This window comes from Pseudomonas sp. GW821-FHT07F05 (genome assembly GCF_059418765.1).
In genome coordinates, this window is record NZ_JBWKQL010000007.1 from 145,774 (window position 1) to 167,330 (window position 21,557).

Sequence of the window (21,557 nt, forward strand, 5' to 3'; positions counted from 1 at the left end):
CGTACTCACACTGTCGTGGCTTGAACGCTTCGTTCACCAGGGCACATCGGTGCCGGCGCTCCGCTGTGCACACCGCCCAACACGCTGCGTCCGCCGGAGTGCAAGTCATTTAAGGGAAACTAATGACGAGCACATGGACACGCACCAAACAGGCGATCTCCCGGGTCAGGCTGGCGGGTCGCGCCGGGACCCATCCGAAGCTTGCGTTCGCCTACGAACGGCTGCTGCGCGCCGAACTGTTCAACGCCGACCAGATGGCCAGCCACGGCATTGCCCTGGCCACCCAGCATCAGCTCGGCGCAGTCACCACGCGGGACTTTCTGCTGGGCAGGCTGGATGACAACGAGGCATTGCTCAAGGAGAGCTGCAGTGCGTTGACTCAAGCCCAGGCGTCCGAGCGCCGTATGACCCCTGCCGCCGAGTGGCTGCTCGATAATTTTTTCCTCATCGAAGATCACATCCGCACCGCACGGTCCCACCTGCCCAAGGGTTACAGCCGTGAGTTGCCGCGCCTGTGCAATGGGCCTTCCAGCGGCCTGCCGAGGGTTTATGACATTGCCCTTGAGACGATTTCCCACGGTGATGGCCGCTTTGACGAATTGAGCCTCAAGCGCTTCGTCGTCTCTTATCAGACGGTCATGCCGCTGACGCTGGGCGAGTTGTGGGCCATTCCGATCATGCTGCGCCTGGCCTTGATCGAGAACCTGCGGCGGGTGGCCTCACGGGTCATGGCCAACTGGGACGATCGTAATCTGGCCGATGACTGGGCCGAGCGGCTCATCGAGGTGTCCGAGCACGATGTGAAAAGCGTGGTGCTGAGCGTCGCTGACATGGCCCATTCTGCCCCGCCCATGACCGCTGCATTCGTTGCCGAGTTCGCCCGCCGGCTGCAGGGTCAAAGCGCTGCCCTGGCGCTGCCGCTCAACTGGATCGAGCAGTTGCTCGCCGAGACCGGTTCGAGTATCGAGCGGCAGGTGCAATTCGATGCGCAGCAGCAGTCTGCGGATCAGATGTCCATCAGCAACAGCATCGCGAGCCTGCGCCTGCTGTCAGCGACCCCCTGGCGTGAGTTTGTCGAAGCCATGAGCCATGTGGAGCAGACCCTCCAACAGGACCCGGCCGAGGTCTATCCGCGCATGGACTTCGCCACCCGCGACAGCTATCGCCACGTCATCGAACGGCTGGCCCGGCGCAGTGGACGCACTGAGATGTCCGTCGCGCAGACCGTTGTAGCGCTGTCCCGGGAACACCGGAATGCTTCAGCCGGAGACGGTCTCACCCGCCATATCGGGTTTTTCCTGGTGGGCCCCGGAATCGGCGTTCTTGAAGAAAACCTCGGCGCCCGTGTGCCCTTTCACGAACGCTGGAAACGCCTGCTGCAAAGCTCACCGCTGACGTTTTACCTGGCCCCCGCCGGTGCCCTGACGATTATTTTTGCGCTGCCGCTGCTGTCCTCGGCACACCGTGACGGACTGCCTGATCTCGCGCTCATCGCACTGGCAGTGCCTTGCCTGGTCATGACCAGTCGCCTGGCCTTCAGCCTCATCAACTGGCTGGTCACGTTCAGCCTGCTGCCCGCCATGCTGCCGAAGATGGATTACGCCGACGGCATTCCCGATGAGGCGCGCACGCTGGTCGCCGTTCCGACGCTGATCGGTTCGCGCCCGGACGTCGACGAATTGGTCGAAGGCCTGGAGGTCAGGTTCCTGGCCAATCGCGACAGCAATCTTTTCTTCGCGCTGCTGACCGATTTCCTCGATTCACCCACTGAAGTGCAAGCGCCGGATGCCGACCTGCTCGCCTATGCCGCAGAGGCGATCAATCGGCTCAACGGCAAGTATGCGGACGAATTGCCGGCGCGGTTTTTCCTGCTTCACCGCCCTCGCCGCTGGAGCGCCAGTGAACACGCGTGGATGGGCCACGAGCGCAAACGCGGCAAGCTGACCGACCTCAACGCGTGGCTGCGTGGCGCGGGCGAAGACCGTTTCACCACCATCGTGGGTGACACCTCGGCCCTTGGTACGGTGCGTTATGTGCTGACCCTTGACACCGACACCCTGCTGCCGGGCGAGGTGGCCCGCCAGTGTGTGGCCGCGATGATGCATCCGCTCAACCGCCCGGTGTTCGATGCAAGCCGTGCGCGTGTCATTTCCGGGTACGCGCTGCTGCAACCCCAGGTCGGCATCAGCCTGACCAGCACCCCCCGCTCGATCTATTCGCGCCTGTTCGGCAGTGGCGGCGGCGTTGACCCCTACACCCGGGCGGTCTCGGACATTTATCAGGACCTGTTCAAACAGGGCTCCTTCATTGGCAAGGGCATCTACGATGTCGATGCGTTCACCTGTGCGCTGGAGGGCTGTCTGCCGGACAACCAGGTTCTCAGTCACGATTTGATCGAGGGCTGCTACGCCCGGTCGGGCCTGCTCAGCGACGTGCAGTTGTACGAGCAATACCCGTCTCGCTACAGCGTGGACGTCAAACGACGTCATCGCTGGATTCGCGGCGACTGGCAACTGATCCCCTGGATCCTGCCCTGGACCCTGAATACGCGCGGCGAATGGGCACGCAACCGTCTCGACGTCATGGCCCGCTGGAAAATCCTCGACAACCTGCGCCGCAGCCTGGAGCCGGCGGCCGTGTTGCTGATGCTGGCCTGGGGTTGGTTCGCCAGCAGTGAACCGCTGGCCTGGACCTTGGCGGTGGTTGGCCTGCTGGTCATGCAACCGCTGCTCAGGACCCTTACTGATGGGTTGCAACCGCCGTTGAACGTGCCTTATCGGCAATACCTGGCCGCGCTGTGCCGGAGTCTGGGGCAAGACCTCGCCCAGATCGCTGCCACCGTCGCATGGTTGCCGTTCGAGATGTATTACAGCGTGGGCGCCATTGCGCGCTCGCTCTGGCGCATCCTGTTCAGCCGCCGCCTTTTGCTGCAATGGCAACCCTCCCGCGAAGTCGAGCGCAACACGCAAAACCCGCTGCCGGCGCTCTACCGCGAGATGTGGATCGGCCCTCTGCTCGCCCTCTGCGGATTCGCCGGCTTGCTGACTGACCCGCTCGCGCTGGCGATCGCCATGCCGTTCCTGCTCGCCTGGGCTGCCGGCCCCTGGATCGCCTGGCGCCTGAGCGCGATGCCGGAAAATGCCGTGTTCGAGCCCTCGGTGGAGGCATTGCGCTTCCTGCAGGTGCTCTCGCGGCGGACGTGGGCGTTCTTCGACGAACTCGTCGGCCCGCAGGATAACTGGCTGCCCCCTGACAATATTCAGGAAGAGCCGAAATCGGTGATTGCCCACCGGACCTCCCCGACCAACATGGGCATGGCCTTGCTTGCGCACCTGGCGGCCCACGACTTCGGCTATCTCAGCACCGACCGACTGCTGCAGCGCTTGGCCGCTTCGCTGGACACCATGGACAGCCTGGAGCGTTACCAGCAGCATTTTTACAACTGGTATGACACGCAGACCCTCAAGCCCCTGCGCCCTCAATACATCTCCACCGTTGACAGCGGCAACCTGGCCGGGCACCTGCTGACCCTGCGTGCGGGTTTGATCCAGCTGCCCGACGCTGCGGTGTTCGATGCTGCCATGCTCAAGGGGCTGCGCATCACGCTGGACACCCTGCTCGAAACAACGGACGCCGCCGGCACCTTGACCGCGCTCTATTCCCTGCTCGAAGAGCCCCTCGAAACCGATGAAACCGGTGCGCTGTTGACGGCGTTACAGACCGTCCGTGCTCGGGTGGCGGCCATGCCGGCGGGCAGCACCGAAGACAGCGCATATTGGCAAACCGCGTTGCTCGCCCAGTGTGATGACTGGATCGCGGCCCTCGAACGTTATCGACTGCCCACGCCTTCGATCGGTCGACACCCCCGTCGCCGCACGCTGCGGGAGCTGTCCACACTGGATGAAGCTGACTGGGCTGCGGAGGATCACCCGCGCATTGACGCGGTCCGCCAGGCCGCCCTTGACGCCATCGCCCGGATCGATCGCCTGATCCTGCTGACGGGGGATCTCGCGCAGATGGACTTCTCCCTGCTTTATGACCACAAGCGCGACTTGTTCGTGATCGGCTACAACGCCGACGAGCGTCGCCTGGACACCGGCTATTACGACCTGCTGGCGTCGGAAGTACGCCTGACCAACTTCGTGGTCATCGCTCAGGGGCAGATTCCGCAGCGGGCATGGTTCACCCTCGGGCGACTGCTCGGTGACTGCGCCGGCGTACCGACCTTGATGTCCTGGTCCGGCTCGATGTTCGAATACCTGATGCCCATGCTGGTCATGCCCAATTACGACGGCAGCCTGCTTGACCAGACCTGCCGGGCGGCGGTGGCCGTGCAGATCGAACACGGGAAACGCCTGGGCATTCCGTGGGGGGTATCGGAATCGGGTTATTACACGCTGGATGCGCATTTCAATTATCAGTACCGGGCGTTCGGCGTGCAGGCCCTGGGCCTCAAGCGCGGGCTGGGCGACGACGTGGTTGTTGCGCCTTACGCCAGCGTGCTGGCCTTGATGGTGGACGCCGAGGCGGCCTGCAAAAACCTGCAGCGTCTTGCCCGCAAAGGCGCCTGCGGGCGCTACGGATTCTACGAAGCGATTGATTACACCGAAGCGCGTCTGCCAAGGGGCCAGCGTTATGCCTGGGTGCAGTCCTTCATGGCCCACCATCAGGGCATGAGTCTGCTGGCCTTGGCCAGTGTGTTACTCAATCAGCCCATGCAACGGCGGTTTGAATCCGACCCTGCCCTGCAGTCGGCCCTGCTGCTATTGCAAGAGCGGGTGCCCAAAGTGGCAGCGCCTTACCTGCAAACCGCCCAGCAGCCGGCCGCCGGGGATACAGGCGCCGGCCAGGAGAATGACCTCAGGGTGTTCGCCAACCCGGGGCTCAAGCGCCCGGCGGTGCAATTGCTGTCCAACGGCAAGTACCACGTCATGCTCAGCAGCGCAGGCGGGGGTTACAGCCGCCTGGAAAACATGGCCGCCACCCGCTGGCAGGAAGACACCACTCGCGATCACTGGGGCACGTTCTGCTACTTGAGGGACGTTGCCACCGGCGCCGTCTGGTCGACCGCCTTTCAGCCGACCTTGCACCGGGCCGAGAGCCACGAGGCTATTTTCAGCGATGCCCGTGCCGAGTTTCGCACCCGGGAACTGGGTTTCGACACCCATATGGAAATCGTCGTTTCCCCTGAAGACAACATCGAACTGCGCCGCCTGCACGTGACCAACCGAGGGGAATCTGCGAGGACGCTGGAGATCACTACCTACGCAGAAGTGGTGCTGGCTTCGCCGGAAACGGACGCCATGCACCCGGCGTTCAGCAAGTTGTTCGTGCAGACCGAGCTGCTGCTGCCGCTGCAAGCCATCGTTTGCAGTCGTCGGCCCCGCGCCAGCGATGAGCACACGCCGTGGATGTGCCACCTGCTCGCGGCTCACGGGGTGGATATTCAGGCCATTTCCTACGAGACCGACCGCGCGCGCTTCATCGGTCGCGGCCGCAGCACCCAGTCGCCGGCAGCGCTGGACCCGGACTGCGAGCAACTGTCGGGCAGCGCCGGCCCGGTCCTGGACCCGATTGTCGCCATACGCTGCCGGATCACTTTGCAGCCCGGGCAGCAAGGCACCATCGATCTGGTGACGGGCGTCGCGGACAGTCGCGACGACTGCCTCTCCCTGATCAACAAATACCGGGATCGGCACCTGGCGGATCGGGTTTTCGATCTGTCATGGACCCACAGTCAGGTGCTGCTGCGTCAGCTCAACGTTTCCCCCGCCGATGCCCGTTTGTTTGAGCAGATGGCCTCGTCACTGATTTACGCCAACGCAGGCCTGCGCGCCGACAGCACCGTGCTGGCGGCCAACCTGCGCAATCAGCAAGGCCTGTGGGGGCAGTCGATTTCAGGCGACCTTCCCATCGTGCTGTTGCAGGTCAGAAGCCTCGAGAATATCGAGCTGGTCCAGAAGATGATTCAGGCCCACGCCTACTGGCGCCAGAAAGGCCTGCTGACGGATCTGTTGATCTGGAACGAAGATCAGGTGGGTTATCGCCAGCAACTGCAGGACGCGATCATGGGACTGGTCACTTCCGGCAGCGAAGCCACGCTGGTGGACCGGCCGGGCGGCCTATTCGTGCGGATGGCGCAGCAGATGTCGAACGAGGACCGCACGCTGATCCTGTCGGCTGCGCGCCTGGTGTTTTCCGAAGGACTGGGGACGCTTGCCGAACAGGTTCAGCGCCGCCGCGTGGTCCGGGTGCACGCGCCGTTTGTAGCGACCCGCCTTTATATGCCAGTGCCATCGAAGGCCCTTGCCCCGTTGCCCATGTCGCTGCCATTGAGCAACGCCTACGGTGGATTCAGCCAGGATGGGCGTGAGTACATCATCAACGCACCGGCCTCCCATCCCACACCAGCGCCTTGGGCCAACGTGATTGCCAATGCCCAGATGGGCACAGTGGTCTCGGAGTCCGGCAGCGCCTACACCTGGGCCGAAAATGCCCACGAATACCGCCTGACGCCCTGGCACAACGACCCGGTGAGCGACCCCGTCGGCGAGGTCATTTACCTGCGGGATGAAGACACCGGGCATTTCTGGTCAGCCACCCCCCAACCTGCCTCGGGCACTGGCGCTTACCGAACGCGCCATGGCTTTGGTTACACCGTGTTCGAGCACGAGGAAGACGGCATTCAGAGCGAGCTCTGGGTTTACGTGGCGCTGGATGCGCCGATCAAGTTCTCCAGGCTGGTGCTGCGCAATGTGTCGGGGCGTGAGCGCAACCTGACGGTGACGGGCTATGTGGAGTGGGTCCTGGGCGATCTGCGCAGCAAATCAGCCATGCACGTGGTCACCCATTCGGACCCTGCCAGCGGCGCATTGTTTGCGCGCAACGCCTGGTCGGTGGAATTCAGCGAGCGTGTGGCGTTTTTCGATACCGACTCCGTCGATCACAGTGTCACGGCGGACCGTACCGAGTTCATCGGACGTTGCGGCAGTTTGCAGTCTCCCGCCGCGATGCGGCATAAGGGGCTGTCCGGAAAAACCGGTGGCGGTCTGGACCCGTGCGCCGCGATACAGGTGACGGTGGCGCTCGCACACGGCCAGGGCACGGAAGTGATCTTGCGGCTGGGAGCGGAGAAAAATCCCCAGGCGGCCACTCAGTTGGTGCAACGCTACAAAGGCGTGCAGGTGGCGGCGGCGGAGTTGCAGAAAGTGAAGGATCACTGGCGCTCGGTGCTTTCCGTGGTTCAGGTGAAGACGCCCGTGCCGGCGCTGGATGTGATGCTCAACGGCTGGTTGATGTATCAAGTGATCGCCTGCCGGTTCCTTGCCCGCAGCGGCTATTACCAGTCGGGCGGCGCCATCGGCTTTCGCGATCAGCTGCAAGACAGCATGGCGATGATTCATGCCGACCCGGCGGCGGCGCGGGCGCATCTGTTGCTGTGCGCGAATCATCAATATGCCGAGGGCGATGTTCAACACTGGTGGCACCCGCCCCTCAATCGAGGGGTGCGCACGGCCTGCTCCGATGATTTCCTGTGGCTGGTGGCCGCCACCAGCCGTTACGTCGAGGTCACCGATGATCTGTCGGTGCTGGACGAACCCGCCGGCTACCTTGATGGGCGTGCGCTGGGTCCGGGTGAGGAATCCTATTACGACTTGCCCGGAGTATCGCCGCTGCAGGAGCCGCTGTATCGGCACTGTGTCCGCGCCATCGAGCACAGCCTCAGCCGTGGCGAACACGGTCTGCCGCTGATGGGCAGTGGCGACTGGAACGACGGCATGAATCGTGTGGGCTATCTCGGCCGGGGTGAAAGCGTCTGGCTGGGCTTTTTCGGTTGTCAGGTGCTTGAACGCTTCGCGCGGCTCGCCGAACGTCACGGCGACAGCGAATTCTCAGCACGCTGCGGCGAACAGGCGAAACAGCTGCGAGACCACCTGGAAGCCTCTGCCTGGGACGGCGCGTGGTATCGCCGCGGCTGGTTTGACGACGGGCAGCCGCTGGGCTCCTCCGTCAACGATGAGTGTCGGCTGGATTCCATCGCCCAGAGCTGGTCGGTGTTGTCCGGCGCCGGATCACCCGCCCGCCAGCATCAGGCCATGCAGGCGGTGGATCAGTACCTGGTCAAACCCGACATCCGCGCGGTCCTGCTGCTTGATCCCCCGTTCGACAAGGGCCTGCAAGACCCGGGCTACATCAAGGGCTATGTGCCGGGCGTGCGCGAGAACGGTGGGCAGTACACCCACGCGGCTGTCTGGGCGGCAATGGCCTTTGCGCAGCTGGGCGACACGACCAAAGCCTGGGAGCTGTTGCACATGATCAACCCGGCCGACCCTCTCAACAGCGCCAGGATCGACACCTATAAAGTCGAACCCTATGTGATGGCTGCCGATGTCTACGGCGTTGCGCCCCATGCAGGACGGGGCGGCTGGACGTGGTACACCGGCTCCGCTGGCTGGATGTACCGATTGGGCGTCGAGTCGCTGCTGGGGCTTCAACGCACCGGCAATCTGCTGCAGCTGAACCCTCTGATGCCGGCGGACTGGCCCGGGTTTTCCCTGAGTTATCGCTTTGCAGGCACGCAGTATCACTTCGAGGTGGTCCGCGGCGATGCCCAGGGCAACTCGATGACTCTGGATGGCGAGCCGGTCGAGGGGGACACACTGACGCTGGTGAATGATGGCGTGGAACGCCGGGTGCGCATTGAGTGCGGCGGCTCGCGGCCCGCAGCGTCAGCGGCAGTGGAATTCGCGAAGGCGGCCGATGATTGACCTCCAGTGCCGGCGCCGCGCTGGAGTACTCTCTGTTGGTCGTCCCCTCTTCCGGAGTTCCCGTATGTGCACCGCGCCCCAGCCGATCGACAATCACTTGCTGGCTGCGCTGGCCGATGAAGAATTCAGTCGGCTGGCGCCGCATATGGAATGGGTGGATCTGCTATTGGGCGAGGTGTTGTATGAGCCCGGGGACACCTTGCGTCATGTGTACTTTCCCACCGACTCGATCGTGTCCCTGCTGCAGGTCACCGAAAGCGGCGCCTCGGCAGAGATCGCCGTGGTCGGCAACGAAGGGCTTGTCGGGATCGCGGTGTTCATGGGCGGCGAAAGCACGTCCAGCCGCGCGGTCGTGCAGAGTGCCGGGGGAGCGTTCAGGCTGGCCGGCCATAAACTCAAGGAAGAGTTCGATCGTCACGGCGACCTGTTGCTGCTCATGCTGCGCTACACCCAGGCTTTGATTGCGCAAATGTCACAGACCGGCTTGTGCAATCGGCACCATTCGATCGATCAGCAGTTGTGCCGCTGGTTGCTGTTGTCGCTGGATCGGCTGGCAGGCAATCAGCTGACCATGACCCAGGAACTCATGGCCAACATGCTGGGCGTGCGCAGAGAAGGCGTGACCGAGGCGGCGGGCAAACTGCAGCGCCAGGGCATCATCGAATACAGCCGGGGCCAGATCAAAGTCCTTGACCGCTCGCGACTGGAACGGTTGAGCTGCGAATGTTATTCAGTGGTGAAGGCCGAGTCCGACCGCTTGCTGAGCTACACCCGACAACGTGAGTGATCGGGTCATCATTAGGGTCTTGAAGGCTCGATACGGTGATTGCACAGATCGGATAAAAACGGCCTCAGGAACTTCAGCATCCACGGGACCCTTTGATGGCGATCAGATACATCCGCAGCCTGACCGGCAGAAGACGCACCCCCGCCGCTAACCGGCACCTTGGCTTCGCCCTGGCTTTTGTGGCCGGGGCCATCAATGCCGGGGGCTTTCTGGCGGTTCAGCAGTACACCTCGCACATGACCGGCATCGTCTCGTCCATGGCCGACAACGCGGTGTTGGGTGCGTACGAACTGGTGGTGCGCGGCGGCAGCGCCCTGCTGTCCTTCATGGCAGGGGCGGCCTGTTCAGCCATCATGGTCAACTACTCCCGCCGCAGACGCCTGCACAGCGCGTTTGCGCTACCGCTGCTGTTAGAAGCTTTTTTGCTGATCTGCTTCGGCTTTCTGGGCGCCAGGCTGGCGGCGGTGGACGGCATGATCGTGTCGCTGACCGTGATGCTGCTGTGCTTCATCATGGGCCTGCAAAATGCCCTCATCACCAAGGTTTCCAAAGCCGAAATCAGGACGACGCACGTTACCGGCATCGTCACTGATATCGGCATTGAGCTGGGCAAACTCTTTTACTGCAATGGCGCCACCCCGCCCGGGCAGCCGCGAGTGCTCGCGAACCGTGCGCGCCTGAAAATATTGGCCGTACTGGCCTTGAGCTTTTTCGCCGGCGGGGTGGCGGGTGCGTACGGGTTTAAACACGTCGGGTACATCGCCACTGTGCCGCTCTCGCTGGTCCTCGGAGTACTGGCCGTTGTGCCTGCGCTGGACGATGTGCGGCGGTATGTCCGCCGTGCAGTGCGTGGGTGACCTGTCGGCAGACGTGCCCGTACAGGATCGACACGCCAAGCGAAGCAGCCGAACGGTTGCCAACCGCTTCTACAAGTGAGCACGCACGTCATCCTGATCACAGAAAGCAGTGTCAGTCCCGCTGAACCTACAGCGAGCTCACCTCCGGATTCAGCCGCTCCAGCACCTGCCTGCTATTGCCGCCGCCAAACAGACTCATCAGGTCCATGACCCGGACCGGGTCTTTGGGGTCGACGCTCAGCTGGATGCCGTCGTTTTTGCCTTTGAACAGTTTGACCATCAGCTCGCAGCCATCACTGAGCATCGGGGCTTTTTCCCGCATCCCGCTTTCACAACTTTTCTGCCAGTTATCGAGGCTTTTCTCGAACCAGGCCTGGCGCTGTTTGTCGGCACTGCCGGCAGTCGGGTCCAAGGGCGTGGCGTAGCGTTGTTCGAGCAATGCGCTGCGTTTGACCATGCCCTTGTCCTTGAAACTGACGTTCAATTCGCTTAATTCAGCTCGGGCGAATGCGGCTTGCACGCCTTGTGCTGCACCGCCGAGCAACCCGTAGACGGCCATCTCGCCGCCGCGCTGCAAATCGTTGATCGTACGGTGAAGGTCCTTGACGTTATCCATGCGGTAGCTGGCGCTAAAGGTGAACAGGTCTGGCATGTCCAAAAAGGTCTCACCGGTGGCGCGGGTAGCGCCGTCATCCAGGTCCAGAAACAGCGTGAGGTCGAACGGTTTGAGCTCGTTGCGGCCGCTGCTTAATAACGGGCCAAAATTATTCATGCCCCTTGAGCCACCGCCCATCCCCATCAGGCCGGCCATTCCGCCCAGGTCCTGCAAACTTTGCAGCGAGCTGCTGGAAGCCTGTATGCCGCTGGCTTCGATGCGCACACGACTCCGGCTGTCGTTGTTGATCAGGTCGGTCACGATGACTTTATCGGCGCGCAGACCGCCCGCCTTCCCCTCGCCAAACTCGACGCCCTTGATCACGACCTTGCCGCCAAAGGGCGAGGAGCTGACCGAGGCCCAGCTGACTGTGCCGCTGAGATGGTTGTCATACACAAAGTCATCGAGGCGCTTCTGGGCCTGTTTGCCGGCATAGGCACACAAGCCAAAGTAGCCCGCAGCGAGTATCGCAACAGCCGCAGCCGGGACAAGCAGTTTTTTCTGGATCATTGCACATCCCCCTGAATGTTCCGGTCAGGCCAGGCCTGTTTGAATACCTGGCGCGCCGCGTCGGGCGTCCAGCTGTCGTCGCCCAACTGCATGCGCATGATTTTCAGCGGATCACGCAAATCGGTGCAGCCATCTTCGGCGCAGGCTTGCAGGTAAGTCACCGCTACCAGGGTCAGCGGCAGGTCCTCGCTGTCTCGCTTGACCGGGTCCACCGTGACCTCGCCTTTGGCCAGGAACCAGCCCTTCTCAGGCTTCAGATTGGGGCCAACAATGTCCAGTTGTGACTCATAGGGGTAATCGGTTTCCCAGCGTCCATCCGTCTTGCCGACGATGTGCACGATCTGGCTGTAAGCAGCTTTGCCGCCGGCTACCAGCCGCGCATAGCCGCCCCCGGAAGTGGGCGCATAGCTGACGTCGGTCAGCAGGCGAGACTGGATGTATTTAGCGTCGCTGCTTTCGGTTTTCAGCTGGGCAAACTGCTGGAGCTGGGTCTGGGCCTGGTAGCCGGCCTGCTCAAGTTTTCTCTGCTCTTCGTACTGGCGCTGACGGTCCGCAGCGCGTTGTTGCTCAGCGACCTGCGCTTCATGCATAAACAGGTAGTTGTTGGCGTTTTGCGGGTTGAACTGCCAGCTTTTGGTGCCCCAGTTCCGGTTGATATTGGATTCATACAGCCAGCTGTCACGGTCATTCTTCACAAGGCCCTGCGGTACATCTCGAACGGCGATGAAGTTGACGTTCGGGGTTTTCGGCTGGACTTGGTCCAGAGCGCTCAGGGCGGTGAATACCGTGGTCTTAATGGTTTCAAGCTGGCGGAAAAGCTCCTGGTTTTCGGTCACGGCCACCAGCGCCGGACTGCGCGTATCCCAATAGCCACTCCAGCTGTAAGACGCTCGCAGCAGATAATGTATGCCACTGGCCGGGTCACTGGTGAGCAGCATCAGGGCGTTTTTCTGGTCATCAAAGCCTACGATAGGAAGCTGCGGCGCTTGTTTGTTGAACGGGATGCCTCGATGAAAACTGCCTTCATATTCCTTCAGCTTCACCCCGTCTGCCCGTAGCACCACCACTGCACCCTCACCTGCAGCGTAGCCATCGGAACCGCAGGTGACACCCGTGGATTTTGCACTCACGAAGCGGGTGTCGCCGTCTGGCTTGTAGGTGGTACGAAACAGGCAACCGTTCTGGTCTTTGAGTTCCAGGAAAAAGGTGGCAGCCTTGATCGCGTCGGCCTCGGACGGTGGCGTCCAGCCGGATACCGCAAAAGCCGGCGTCACGGGAGTGATCGTTTTGGGCACAGGGGACGGCGGAACCGGCGCCGATTCAGACGGTTGTGGAGCTGCGGCGGCGGGCACAGGCGGTGGGACTGGATCTGCAGCCACAACGGGTGCAGGAGCCGGGGATGGAACTCGATCTTCCGTCACAGCCGGTGCAGGAACTGGCGGCTGGACTGGGGCCACAGCAGCAACGGGTGCAGGAACGGACGGCACCGGGGCCGGGTTTGGCTCGGAGACAGGCGCAGCGGCAACCTCGGCTGCTGGCACGGCCGGCATGTCAGCCACGACGACATGGCTGGACCATTCTTCCGCCTTGGCAGCCACCCCATTGGCAACGATCTGGCCTTGAGCGTTGTAGCTTTTCCAGTTCACCGTGGCAGCACTTGGGCACTGGCTGGCCAGCAGGCCGCCGAGTTTGGGCAGCAGGCGCGCGACGACATCGTTGTCCGCCTTGCCGGCGAAGGCAAAACGCAGCGCCAGCGGATTCGTGCACCACGGCTGATTGTCGGCATGGTCCACGAAGACTTCGACGTTCTCGCCTTTGGAAAAGGCCAGCCGGTAGGCAGCAGCATGGGCATTCGGGCACACGGCAAGCGCCAACAGGGTCAGTGGCAACAGTTTGCTTACGCTGCTCATCAAATCAGTTCCCAAGCGCCGTCACCCGCCTGGCAGGCCTTGACGGTTTGCTTCTCAGCCTGACTGTCCTTGGCTTTGACGTCGTAGGTAATCGTGCGGCACGTCGTCTGCGCGGTCAGTTTGTCTTCCACCGGTTTGGCATCGATGGCGTCAAGGTCCACGCCTTGCTTGGCAGCGCTGGCAACGTCGAGGTTGTCCAGGTCAGTGGCGTTGTCGGCGGAGCCTTGTGTGGCAGCACTGCTGGCAACCGCCATGGGTTTGGGCGCAACGGCCTCCACCAGAGGGGCATACACATAGCCTACGGTGACGCCACGGCGGCCGACCATGATCCAGTCATTGTGGGTGCGGCCCAAGGCGGTGAACGTCGAACTCGGGGGTAACCCACCCACTTTTTCGGCGCTGCTGTCCGGCGCGCTGCGCAGGTTGGCCGACTTGATGGTGCGGTAGGGTTTATTGATCACGGTCATGTCGGTGACCGGCTGAATCTTCGGCAGGCGCTTTACCGCCACCTGCCGCGACTGCGTTTCGGTACTCACCGGGGTGATCTGCGCGCTGCTGCCGCTGTGATTGGACTGCCAGGTAGCGGCCTGGCCGTCCTGGTTTCTGTTGAGGACTTGCTGGGTTTGTGCAGCGAGGGCGAGACGGTCGGTTTCATCCATCTTCGCGCCGATGGTTTTGCCCAACAATGCGCCAGCCAGGCCGCCGATCAACATCGCTGCGGTTCGGCCGCCTCCGCCGCCGATGCGGCTGCCGATCAGCACACCAGCGGCGCCGCCGATTACGGTGCCAATGTTTTCCTTGTTAGCCCAGTCGGGACCCGACGTGGCGCAACCGGATGAAAAACCAATGCTCAACACGAGCAACGCAGCAGTGGCCTTTTTTGCCAAACCCATCGCACAGTCCTCTGAGGTGAAGGAGAGATATGCAGGGATGAGTTAGCACGGTGAAATCGTTGATTGGCCTTCATCCCTGAAGAAGTGCGCGGATTACACACAAATTCCAAAAGAGTCACAACCGTTTTTATGGCTGACAGGCGGTTCGGGGGAAGAACAGCGGGCTGCGACTGGAGCAACAGCCTTTACGACTGCATCAGCCAGCCAACGCTCCGCTTCCAAACGAGCCTTGCATAGGGATAGGGGGTACCCCTATGCTGCATTCCGTCTTGGCAGGGGTGCATCCGATGGGTCATATCGCAGCAAACAAAAACGATCTTCTCAAGCGTGTTAAGCGCATCGCCGGACAACTCCAGGCCGTCGAACGGGCATTGGAGTCGGATCTCGACTGCGCCAGGACACTGCACCTTGTCGCCGCCACTCGCGGGGCCATAAACGGCTTGATGGAGGAGATCATTGAAGACCACGCCCGCGCGCATATTGCGGATCCTGATCTCAGCGACGCTGAGCGCAACAAAGGTGTCGAAGAGCTTCTTGAAGCCATTCGTCGTTATTCCAAGTGAACATATCCCGGCGCTCACTCATGAACAGCAGCATCAACTACGGACACGACCACGTGTTCCTCGGCTCAGCCCACGATGAAAATGCCCGGCGCACACTGTGGGTGGTGGCCCTGACGGTTGTGATGATGGTGGGTGAAATCGCCGCCGGGTATGTCACGGGCTCGATGGCGTTGCTGGCCGATGGTTTTCACATGGCCACCCATGCCGGTGCATTGGGCATCGCCGCGGCCGCCTATGGGTACGCCAAGCGTAACGCGTCCAGCCAGCGTTACAGCTTCGGCACAGGAAAGGTTGGAGATCTGGGCGGGTTCGCGTCGGCGCTGATCCTCGGTATGGTTTCCCTGGGAATCGGCATCGAGTCCGTCATGCGCCTCTTGCAGCCAACGGACGTTCAGTTCGGCACCGCTACCCTCATCGCGATTGCCGGGTTGATGGTCAACATCGTCAGCGCCCTGTTGCTAGGCCACGGGCACAGTCATGAGCACGACCATGACCACCACCATGATGATCACGGCCATAACCATGCCCATCATGGCAACGACAACAATCTGAAATCGGCCTATGTCCACGTCCTCGCAGACGCGCTGACGTCGGTGCTGGCCATCGCTGCACTGCTCGCCGGTCGCTACCTGGGCTGGGTGTGGCTGGACCCGGCCATGGGCATCGTCGGCGCCATCGTTATCGCGCGGTGGGCATGGACCTTGATGAGAGTCACCGCAGGCGTATTGCTCGATCAGACCGACGCACACGTGGCCGAGGAGATCCGCCAGTTGGTTGAAGAACCGGGGGATGCCACCATCACCGACTTGCACGTCTGGCGGGTTGGCCCCCAAGCCCATGCGGCCATCGTCAGCGTCCTTGGCGCTGCCACCGCGAACGCCGACACCATTCGAGAACGCCTCCAGCCGGTCCATGAGGTCAGGCATCTGACGGTCGAATTTCGATCGGTTGATTGAGCACCTCTGCCCCTAATCAAAAGGAAATTGCGATGCCACCCGGCAAACGTGAACGGGCGCGAATCGAACGTCGGTTAATTGCGACGCTGACCGACGCGTGCGAAACCGCAAAAGGTGAAATCAAAGGCTTCACCTGGCTGACCCACCTTGCTGACCTGGAGGCGTTGGCTGAAACCCTGAAGGTGATCTGGGTGTTCGAAACGCTGGCGGACAGGAAGCTCGCCCAGGTTGAAGCGAAGGCTCGCCTTTTTGAGCTGACGGCCATTGCGCTGAATGAAGCCGGCATCGATCTGAAGCTGTCAGATCGCAATGTCCGCTTTGATTCTGAGGAAGAATGCCAGCGCAGTCACAGTGGCAACTGGCAGACGCGACTGGCTAAGGATCACTGACGATGGCGAAGGAAATCGAAAACCCGTGCATCGCTGTGTGCCAGCTCAGGGGTGATCTGTGTGTGAGTTGTGGCCGGACCAAGGAAGACATCAGAAAGTGGAAACGCATGAAGCGCCCTGAAAAGATGGCGGCCGTGCAAAGAGCGAGCGCGCGTTTGAAAGCGTTGAAATAGGCATGGGGAGGGTCGTTCCTCCTGAATGGCCGCCGTGGGTCCAGCGTGCAAGTAGCTGGGCCATGAACGGCCCATCAAAAGGTTTTACCCTGGAGCAAGCCAACAAAATCAGGCGTCCTGCAGAATCAGGCCATCGCCCTTCTCCGCCACCGGCGATGCCTGGGAGCGATGACCCTGATGGCCCCAGACCGAGGCGCTCCATACCGGTTGCTGAGGTCTCAACGATTCGACCAGCCCTCCACGGTGCGCACCAGATCGGTGAGGTCACGTCCGCCGCCGTCCTGTTGCGCGGCTACGTTCCACAGTTGACGCGCCGCGTTGCCCAGCCACATCGGCACGCCCAGCGCCTGGCATTCTTCAACGGCCAATCCGATGTCCTTGCACACGCTTGAAATCGGAAAGCCAAAGTCGAAGGTGCCTGGCAGGACGTGTTTGGGAAATTTGTCCATCGTCGCGCCGTTCTTGCCGCTGCCCGCGTTGATCACCGCCATCATGACTTCGGGGTCCAGCCCGCCTTTCACGCCTGCGACGAAGGCTTCGCTGGTGATGGCGAACGCGGTGGTCGAGAGCATGTTGTTGAGCAGCTTGAGCAACTGCCCCTGCCCGGGCTGTTCGCCGACGATGAACACCTTGCCGAACACGTCGAACAACGCACGCACTCGCTCGACTGCCGCCGGTTTGCCCGCCACCATCAGCGCCAACGTGCCCTTTTCTGCGCCCGCTGCACCGCCGCTGACAGGCGCGTCAACGGTGTCGATGCCTTTCGCCGACAGCCCTTGGGCGACTTCATGCTCGGCCCGGGAACCGACGGTGGAAAGGTCCACCAGAATGCGCACCCTGTTGCCCTCGACGATCCCGTCCGCGCCCAGCGCCACGGCCTTGAAAATGGCCGGGCTCGGCAAGCTGGTGAAGACGATTTCGGCGCTGTCGGCCACTTCCCGTACGCTGCCCGCGACTCGCGCACCCAACGCGCCGAGTTCATCCAGCGCGCCTTGATCCTTGTCGTAGATGACCAGCGAGTGGCCCTGCTCCAGAAGCCGGCGCGCCATCGGCCGACCCATGACGCCGACGCCGATGAAGCCCAGTAGGTGATTGCTCATGATGGATTTCCTGCCTGTCAGAGACTCGCCAGACGCATCAGCGCACCGGCATCGTTTGAGTGTTCCAGTTTCCACAACGCGTCGATCAACGGTTGCGGCTCGCACCCCGAACGGCCATAGGCGTTGAGATCGCGCAGTTTGTCTTCGAGAAACTGGTCACTGAGCGGCGCATCGAGGCTGCCGAGGGAAACGTTGAGGTTTCGGGTGAGGACCGAGCCTGAGTGGAAGACGATGCGCACCTGTGCCGACTCCACGGGGTAATCGGCGTCATCCACGAACTGCAACCGCCCGTAAAGCGCGCGCACCCGTTGATCGCTGACCGCTGCGTCGCTGAATTCGGCCAGCCCCGCCCTGCCCGTCGCCAGGCTGACGGCGACGGCATGTTGCGCGCTGACCTGGGATTCCCGGCCAAGGCGTATGTCGGGCCGGTCCGTGCGTTGGCGCAATAAAGGATGCCCCGTGAGTTCGATGCGCTGAATGTCCTCGAGCGCCCAGCTGCGATCCCGCCCCAATTCGAGACAAGCCTGAATCACCGGGTTGAGCACCACGCCACATGGATAGGGCTTGTAGGTGTTGGCCGACAAGGCCCAGCGCTCGCCCAGCCCTGCGCTTATTTCGTCCAGCCGTGGCTGCTCGCCGAAGACGTTCAGAAACCCCCGCTCCCCCTCCAGCGGCTGGTCTGGCCCGGCGAACCCCTCTTTTGCCAGCAAGGCCGAGAGCAGGCCATTGCGCGCGGCGTTGCCGACGCCGATGCTCTTCGCGGCGCTGCCGAGGGTTTCCACCAGCCCGCTGGCCTGTGCGCTGGCATTGCCAAACGCCCACACCAGTTGCCGGGCATCAAGGCCCAGGACCTTGCCGACAGCGGCGGCCGCGCCGAAGACGCCGCAGGTCGCGGTGATGTGCCAACCACGCCGGTAATGTTCGGGGGAAATGGCCATGGCGATGCGGCACTCGACTTCGACGCCCAGCACGAACGCCAGCAGCAGCTGCTCGCCGCTGATCACGCGGGTTTCCGCCAAAGCGAACAGCGCCGCAGCCACCGGCGCCGTGGGGTGCAGGATCGTTGGAATGTGCGTGTCGTCGTAGTCGAAGACGTTGGCGCTCATGGCGTTCAGCGACGCCGCGCTGAGCATGTCCATGACCTCAGCGCGGCCAATCAAGTGAGCTTCGCCACCCCCGTTGAAGCGCGAAAACAGTGTCGCGGCCCTGACGACGTCCGGGTCGCTGCAGCCTGCGAGGGACACCGCGAAATAGTTGACCAGCGCTCGATGGGCTTCATGTCGTACGTGGGCGGGAATGTCCGACCAGGTCGCGCGTTCGATGAACTGCGCGAGTTGATGGCTTAGGGTTTGAGTCATGGGGTATCCATTTTCTTAAGGTCTGACGCTGTCACCACTGCGGGTGCTTTTGGTGCATGGCTCACCCCGCCATCCACCCATCATCCACCGGCAACGTCGCGCCGGTGATCGAGCTGGCCGATTCGCTGCACAGGTAGACGATCAGATCGGCCACGTGACTGGCCTCGATGAAGCGCCCGGTGGCCTGTTTGCCTTGCAGGAATTCCACGGTCGCGGCCTGCCGGTCGAGCTGTTTTTCGGCCATCAGCGCAGTCAGTCGGCTTTCGATGTTGGGTGTCAGCACCGAGCCAGGGCACACTGCGTTGCACGTAATGCCCTGCCCCTGGGTTTCCACCGCCACGGCGCGGGTCAGGCCCAACAGCGCGGTCTTGGTGGTTACGTAATCGATGCGGTTGGCGATGGCTCGCGATCCGTAGGCCGACGACAGATTGAAAATCCGCCCCCACCGCCGTTCACGCATTCCCGGCAACACCCGCTGAATCGCCAGAAACGCCGCCGTGACATTCACCGCCAGGGCCTGATCCCAACGCGCGAGGGGAAACTCATCCAGGGGGGCGAAATGCCGGATCACCGCGTTGTTCACCAGCACGTCAACCCGCCCTGCCGATGCGATCAACGCCTCGACGCCCGCTGGCGTGGACAGGTCCGCCTGCACATAACGCACCTGCACATCGTGGGAGCGCAGCAGATCCTCACGGGCCTGGCGCACCGCGTCAGGCGCGGCCAGACCGTGCAGGACCACGTCATACCCCGCTGCGGCCAGGCCTTTGCCCATCGCCAGCCCGAGGCCGTCCGACGACCCGGTCACCAGTGCCGTGCGCCCATTCATACTCCGGCTCCGTGGGCGTCGATACGCACCGCGAACGAGGGATCGCTCGCATCAACGGGCGCGAAGCGATTCATCACGTCAGGGTCATGGCCAGGAATCACCACCGCACCGGGACGCTGCAACCATTCGCGAATGCGCTCGTAGCCCCGGTACATGTCCGCCAGGCTGTCAAGCACCGCGAACGGCCGGTCCTGCTCCAGTTCGTCGTAATAGTGAATAGCGTCCGAGGCGAGGATCACCGGGCCTTCAGGCATTTCCACCACCACGGCCATCTGCCCCGGCGTATGGCCGCCGAGTTCGTACAGCTCAATGCCCGGAATCAGCGTGTTCTGCGGCGTGTCGAGCAGTGTGATGCGGCCTTCGCGGTGCAGCGCCTGAATGCGTTCGATGTCCAGCGGGTCGATGTGGTGGCCGTACTGCGGGCGTTTGCCCATGTCGGTGCCCCAGAATTCGAACTCTTTGCGCGACATGACGATCTTCGCGTTGGGGTACAGGCCCAGGTTCCCGGCGTGGTCGTAATGGGCGTGAGTCAGTACCAGCAATTTGACGTCTTTGGGGTCGATGCCAAGGCGAGCCAATGCATCTGCAGGCGCGACCACGGGTTGCCGTTTACGGGCGATTGCTGCTTCCGGGCTGAAACCGGTGTCGATGACGATGGTCTGCTCGGCGCTGCGGAAGATCCAGAAAAAATAGTCCATGGTCATCGCCGCGTCCGGTTCGCGGTAAGCGCCGAAGTTGTAATAGCACTCGCTTTTGGTGGTCTGCCGGGTGCCGTACCGCACCACAATCACTTCGGGGTCGGTCCAGTCCGGTCTGACGGTCGATGGCGTGTTCATGGGGAAACTCCAGATAAGGTCTGTGTTCAGGGCCTGATGGCTTGCGGCGTCGTTATTGTTAGAGGAGTCGGGACGCAGCGTTATCGAGGATTATTGGGCGCCGCCTCCAGAGCCTGCTCCAGCAACGGCGCTGCCAGCTGCGCGCCATGGATGCCGATGACACTGACGATCTCCAGCATTTCCATGATCTCTTCCCTGGTCGCGCCGTAACGCAGCGCGTTGCGCATGTGCAGCTTGAGGCCCGGCACATAGAGGTGCGTGGCGGCAGCGTCGAAGGCGCAATACATCAGCTCCTTGACCTTGGGCTCCAGCACGCCGGTGCGCCATGGCACCGAGGAAAATTCGACGTAGGTTTCGAACATCTCCGGGTCCAGTTCCAGCAGGCCCTCCCAGGACGGATGCCAATAGCCCCGGTTTTCGATGAAGCTCGCCTTGAGGGCTTCGCGGCGCGCATCCAGGGGTGCCGGGCCGTTGCGCATGCCCTCTTCTTCCAGCACTTCCAGCAACACCGGCACCCCGACGTTGGAGGCGTGAATGCCGACCGTGCTGATCAGTTCCAGCACCTCTGTCAGTTCCTCGCGGGTCGCGCCGTGCTGAATGGCCGCATGGATGTGTTCCTGAATGCCGGGTTGGAACAGGTGTGTGGCGTTGGCACTGGCGACGAGGGCGACGAACGACTTGACCTTGTGCGGCAGGTGATTCTTCTGCCAGGGCACTGAGGCGAAACCGGCGTAGGCTTCGACAAAACCGGGGTCCAGACGCAGCAGGCTGTCCCAGCCGGCATTCCAGGTCCCGTGACGTTCAAACGCGGCTTTGGCCTGTTGTTGTTTTTCGGTGAGGCTCATGGTGTTCCTCGCTGAACATTGAAGAGCGTTGCATGACCTGCGGGCGCCAATTCATTCACGATGGGCCGGAACATCCGACAGGCCTTTGTCGTCTGCCCTATCGATTCGCAAATGAATTCGCTCTGACA

15 protein-coding genes are annotated in these 21,557 nt (G+C 62.3%); 7 read left to right on the plus strand and 8 right to left on the minus strand.

From position 1 onward, the window contains the following. Positions 1–122: 122 nt before the first annotated feature. The 3 genes from AC07RO_RS16335 (at position 123) to AC07RO_RS16345 (ending at position 10,412) form a co-directional block, all read left to right on the plus strand. Complete coding sequence (locus AC07RO_RS16335) at positions 123–8,768, plus strand: glycoside hydrolase family 94 protein (RefSeq protein ID WP_495086562.1); 8,646 nt, start codon at positions 123–125, stop codon at positions 8,766–8,768. Between the two features lie 64 nt (positions 8,769–8,832). Further along, on the plus strand, positions 8,833–9,555 hold the full coding sequence (locus tag AC07RO_RS16340; protein WP_495086563.1) for a Crp/Fnr family transcriptional regulator: 723 nt from the start codon (positions 8,833–8,835) through the stop codon (positions 9,553–9,555). A 95-nt stretch (positions 9,556–9,650) separates the two neighbouring features. After that, positions 9,651–10,412 (plus strand): YoaK family protein, encoded by a 762-nt coding sequence (locus AC07RO_RS16345; RefSeq protein WP_346629015.1) that lies wholly within the window; start codon positions 9,651–9,653, stop codon positions 10,410–10,412. 127 nt (positions 10,413–10,539) lie between these two features. Here the strand turns inward: AC07RO_RS16345 and AC07RO_RS16350 are convergent, their stop codons facing one another. Genes AC07RO_RS16350 through AC07RO_RS16360 form a run of 3 tightly spaced genes read right to left on the minus strand, consistent with a single transcriptional unit; the run spans position 10,540 to position 14,380 of the window. Beyond that, positions 10,540–11,577: a hypothetical protein gene (locus AC07RO_RS16350; RefSeq protein WP_495086564.1), complete on the minus strand. Its 1,038-nt coding sequence runs from the start codon at positions 11,575–11,577 to the stop codon at positions 10,540–10,542. After that, entirely contained in the window at positions 11,574–13,466 is a 1,893-nt protein-coding gene (locus AC07RO_RS16355) for a hypothetical protein (protein ID WP_495086565.1), read from the minus strand. Before AC07RO_RS16355 ends, AC07RO_RS16350 begins: the two co-directional genes overlap by 4 nt. A 20-nt stretch (positions 13,467–13,486) precedes the next feature. Further along, entirely contained in the window at positions 13,487–14,380 is an 894-nt protein-coding gene (locus AC07RO_RS16360; protein WP_282368474.1) for an SH3 domain-containing protein, read from the minus strand. A gap of 287 nt (positions 14,381–14,667) precedes the next feature. On the opposite strand from AC07RO_RS16360, the gene AC07RO_RS16365 reads away from it, so the two are divergent. From AC07RO_RS16365 to AC07RO_RS16380, 4 genes are read left to right on the plus strand one after another with little or no spacing between them, the layout of a single operon-like run. Next, complete coding sequence (locus tag AC07RO_RS16365) at positions 14,668–14,943, plus strand: metal/formaldehyde-sensitive transcriptional repressor (protein WP_423574317.1); 276 nt, start codon at positions 14,668–14,670, stop codon at positions 14,941–14,943. A gap of 20 nt (positions 14,944–14,963) precedes the next feature. Further along, positions 14,964–15,899, plus strand: coding sequence for a CDF family Co(II)/Ni(II) efflux transporter DmeF (gene dmeF, locus AC07RO_RS16370; RefSeq protein WP_495086566.1), 936 nt, complete (start codon positions 14,964–14,966; stop codon positions 15,897–15,899). Between the two features lie 32 nt (positions 15,900–15,931). Continuing rightward, complete coding sequence (locus AC07RO_RS16375; RefSeq protein ID WP_495086619.1) at positions 15,932–16,288, plus strand: hypothetical protein; 357 nt, start codon at positions 15,932–15,934, stop codon at positions 16,286–16,288. Between the two features lie 2 nt (positions 16,289–16,290). Beyond that, positions 16,291–16,461 carry a DUF1289 domain-containing protein gene (locus AC07RO_RS16380; RefSeq protein WP_346625750.1) on the plus strand — a complete coding sequence of 57 codons (171 nt, stop codon included), beginning with the start codon at positions 16,291–16,293 and terminating at the stop codon, positions 16,459–16,461. 218 nt (positions 16,462–16,679) lie between these two features. Here the strand turns inward: AC07RO_RS16380 and AC07RO_RS16385 are convergent, their stop codons facing one another. The 5 genes from AC07RO_RS16385 to AC07RO_RS16405 all read right to left on the minus strand — a co-directional run bounded on the left by AC07RO_RS16385 (position 16,680) and on the right by AC07RO_RS16405 (position 21,429). Next, on the minus strand, positions 16,680–17,561 hold the full coding sequence (locus AC07RO_RS16385; protein WP_495086567.1) for an NAD(P)-dependent oxidoreductase: 882 nt from the start codon (positions 17,559–17,561) through the stop codon (positions 16,680–16,682). Positions 17,562–17,578: 17 nt separating this feature from the next. Beyond that, the gene (locus AC07RO_RS16390; protein ID WP_495086568.1) at positions 17,579–18,919 is read right to left on the minus strand and encodes an MmgE/PrpD family protein; all 1,341 of its coding nucleotides are present in this window, start codon (positions 18,917–18,919) and stop codon (positions 17,579–17,581) included. 61 nt (positions 18,920–18,980) lie between these two features. Continuing rightward, the gene (locus AC07RO_RS16395) at positions 18,981–19,748 is read right to left on the minus strand and encodes an SDR family NAD(P)-dependent oxidoreductase (RefSeq protein WP_423574292.1); all 768 of its coding nucleotides are present in this window, start codon (positions 19,746–19,748) and stop codon (positions 18,981–18,983) included. Continuing rightward, positions 19,745–20,584 (minus strand): N-acyl homoserine lactonase family protein, encoded by an 840-nt coding sequence (locus tag AC07RO_RS16400; RefSeq protein WP_192172563.1) that lies wholly within the window; start codon positions 20,582–20,584, stop codon positions 19,745–19,747. The genes AC07RO_RS16395 and AC07RO_RS16400 overlap by 4 nt, the downstream gene beginning before the upstream one ends. An 80-nt stretch (positions 20,585–20,664) precedes the next feature. Next, positions 20,665–21,429, minus strand: a complete 765-nt coding sequence (locus tag AC07RO_RS16405) for a carboxymuconolactone decarboxylase family protein (protein WP_192172562.1) — start codon at positions 21,427–21,429, stop codon at positions 20,665–20,667. Between the last annotated feature and the right edge of the window lie 128 nt (positions 21,430–21,557).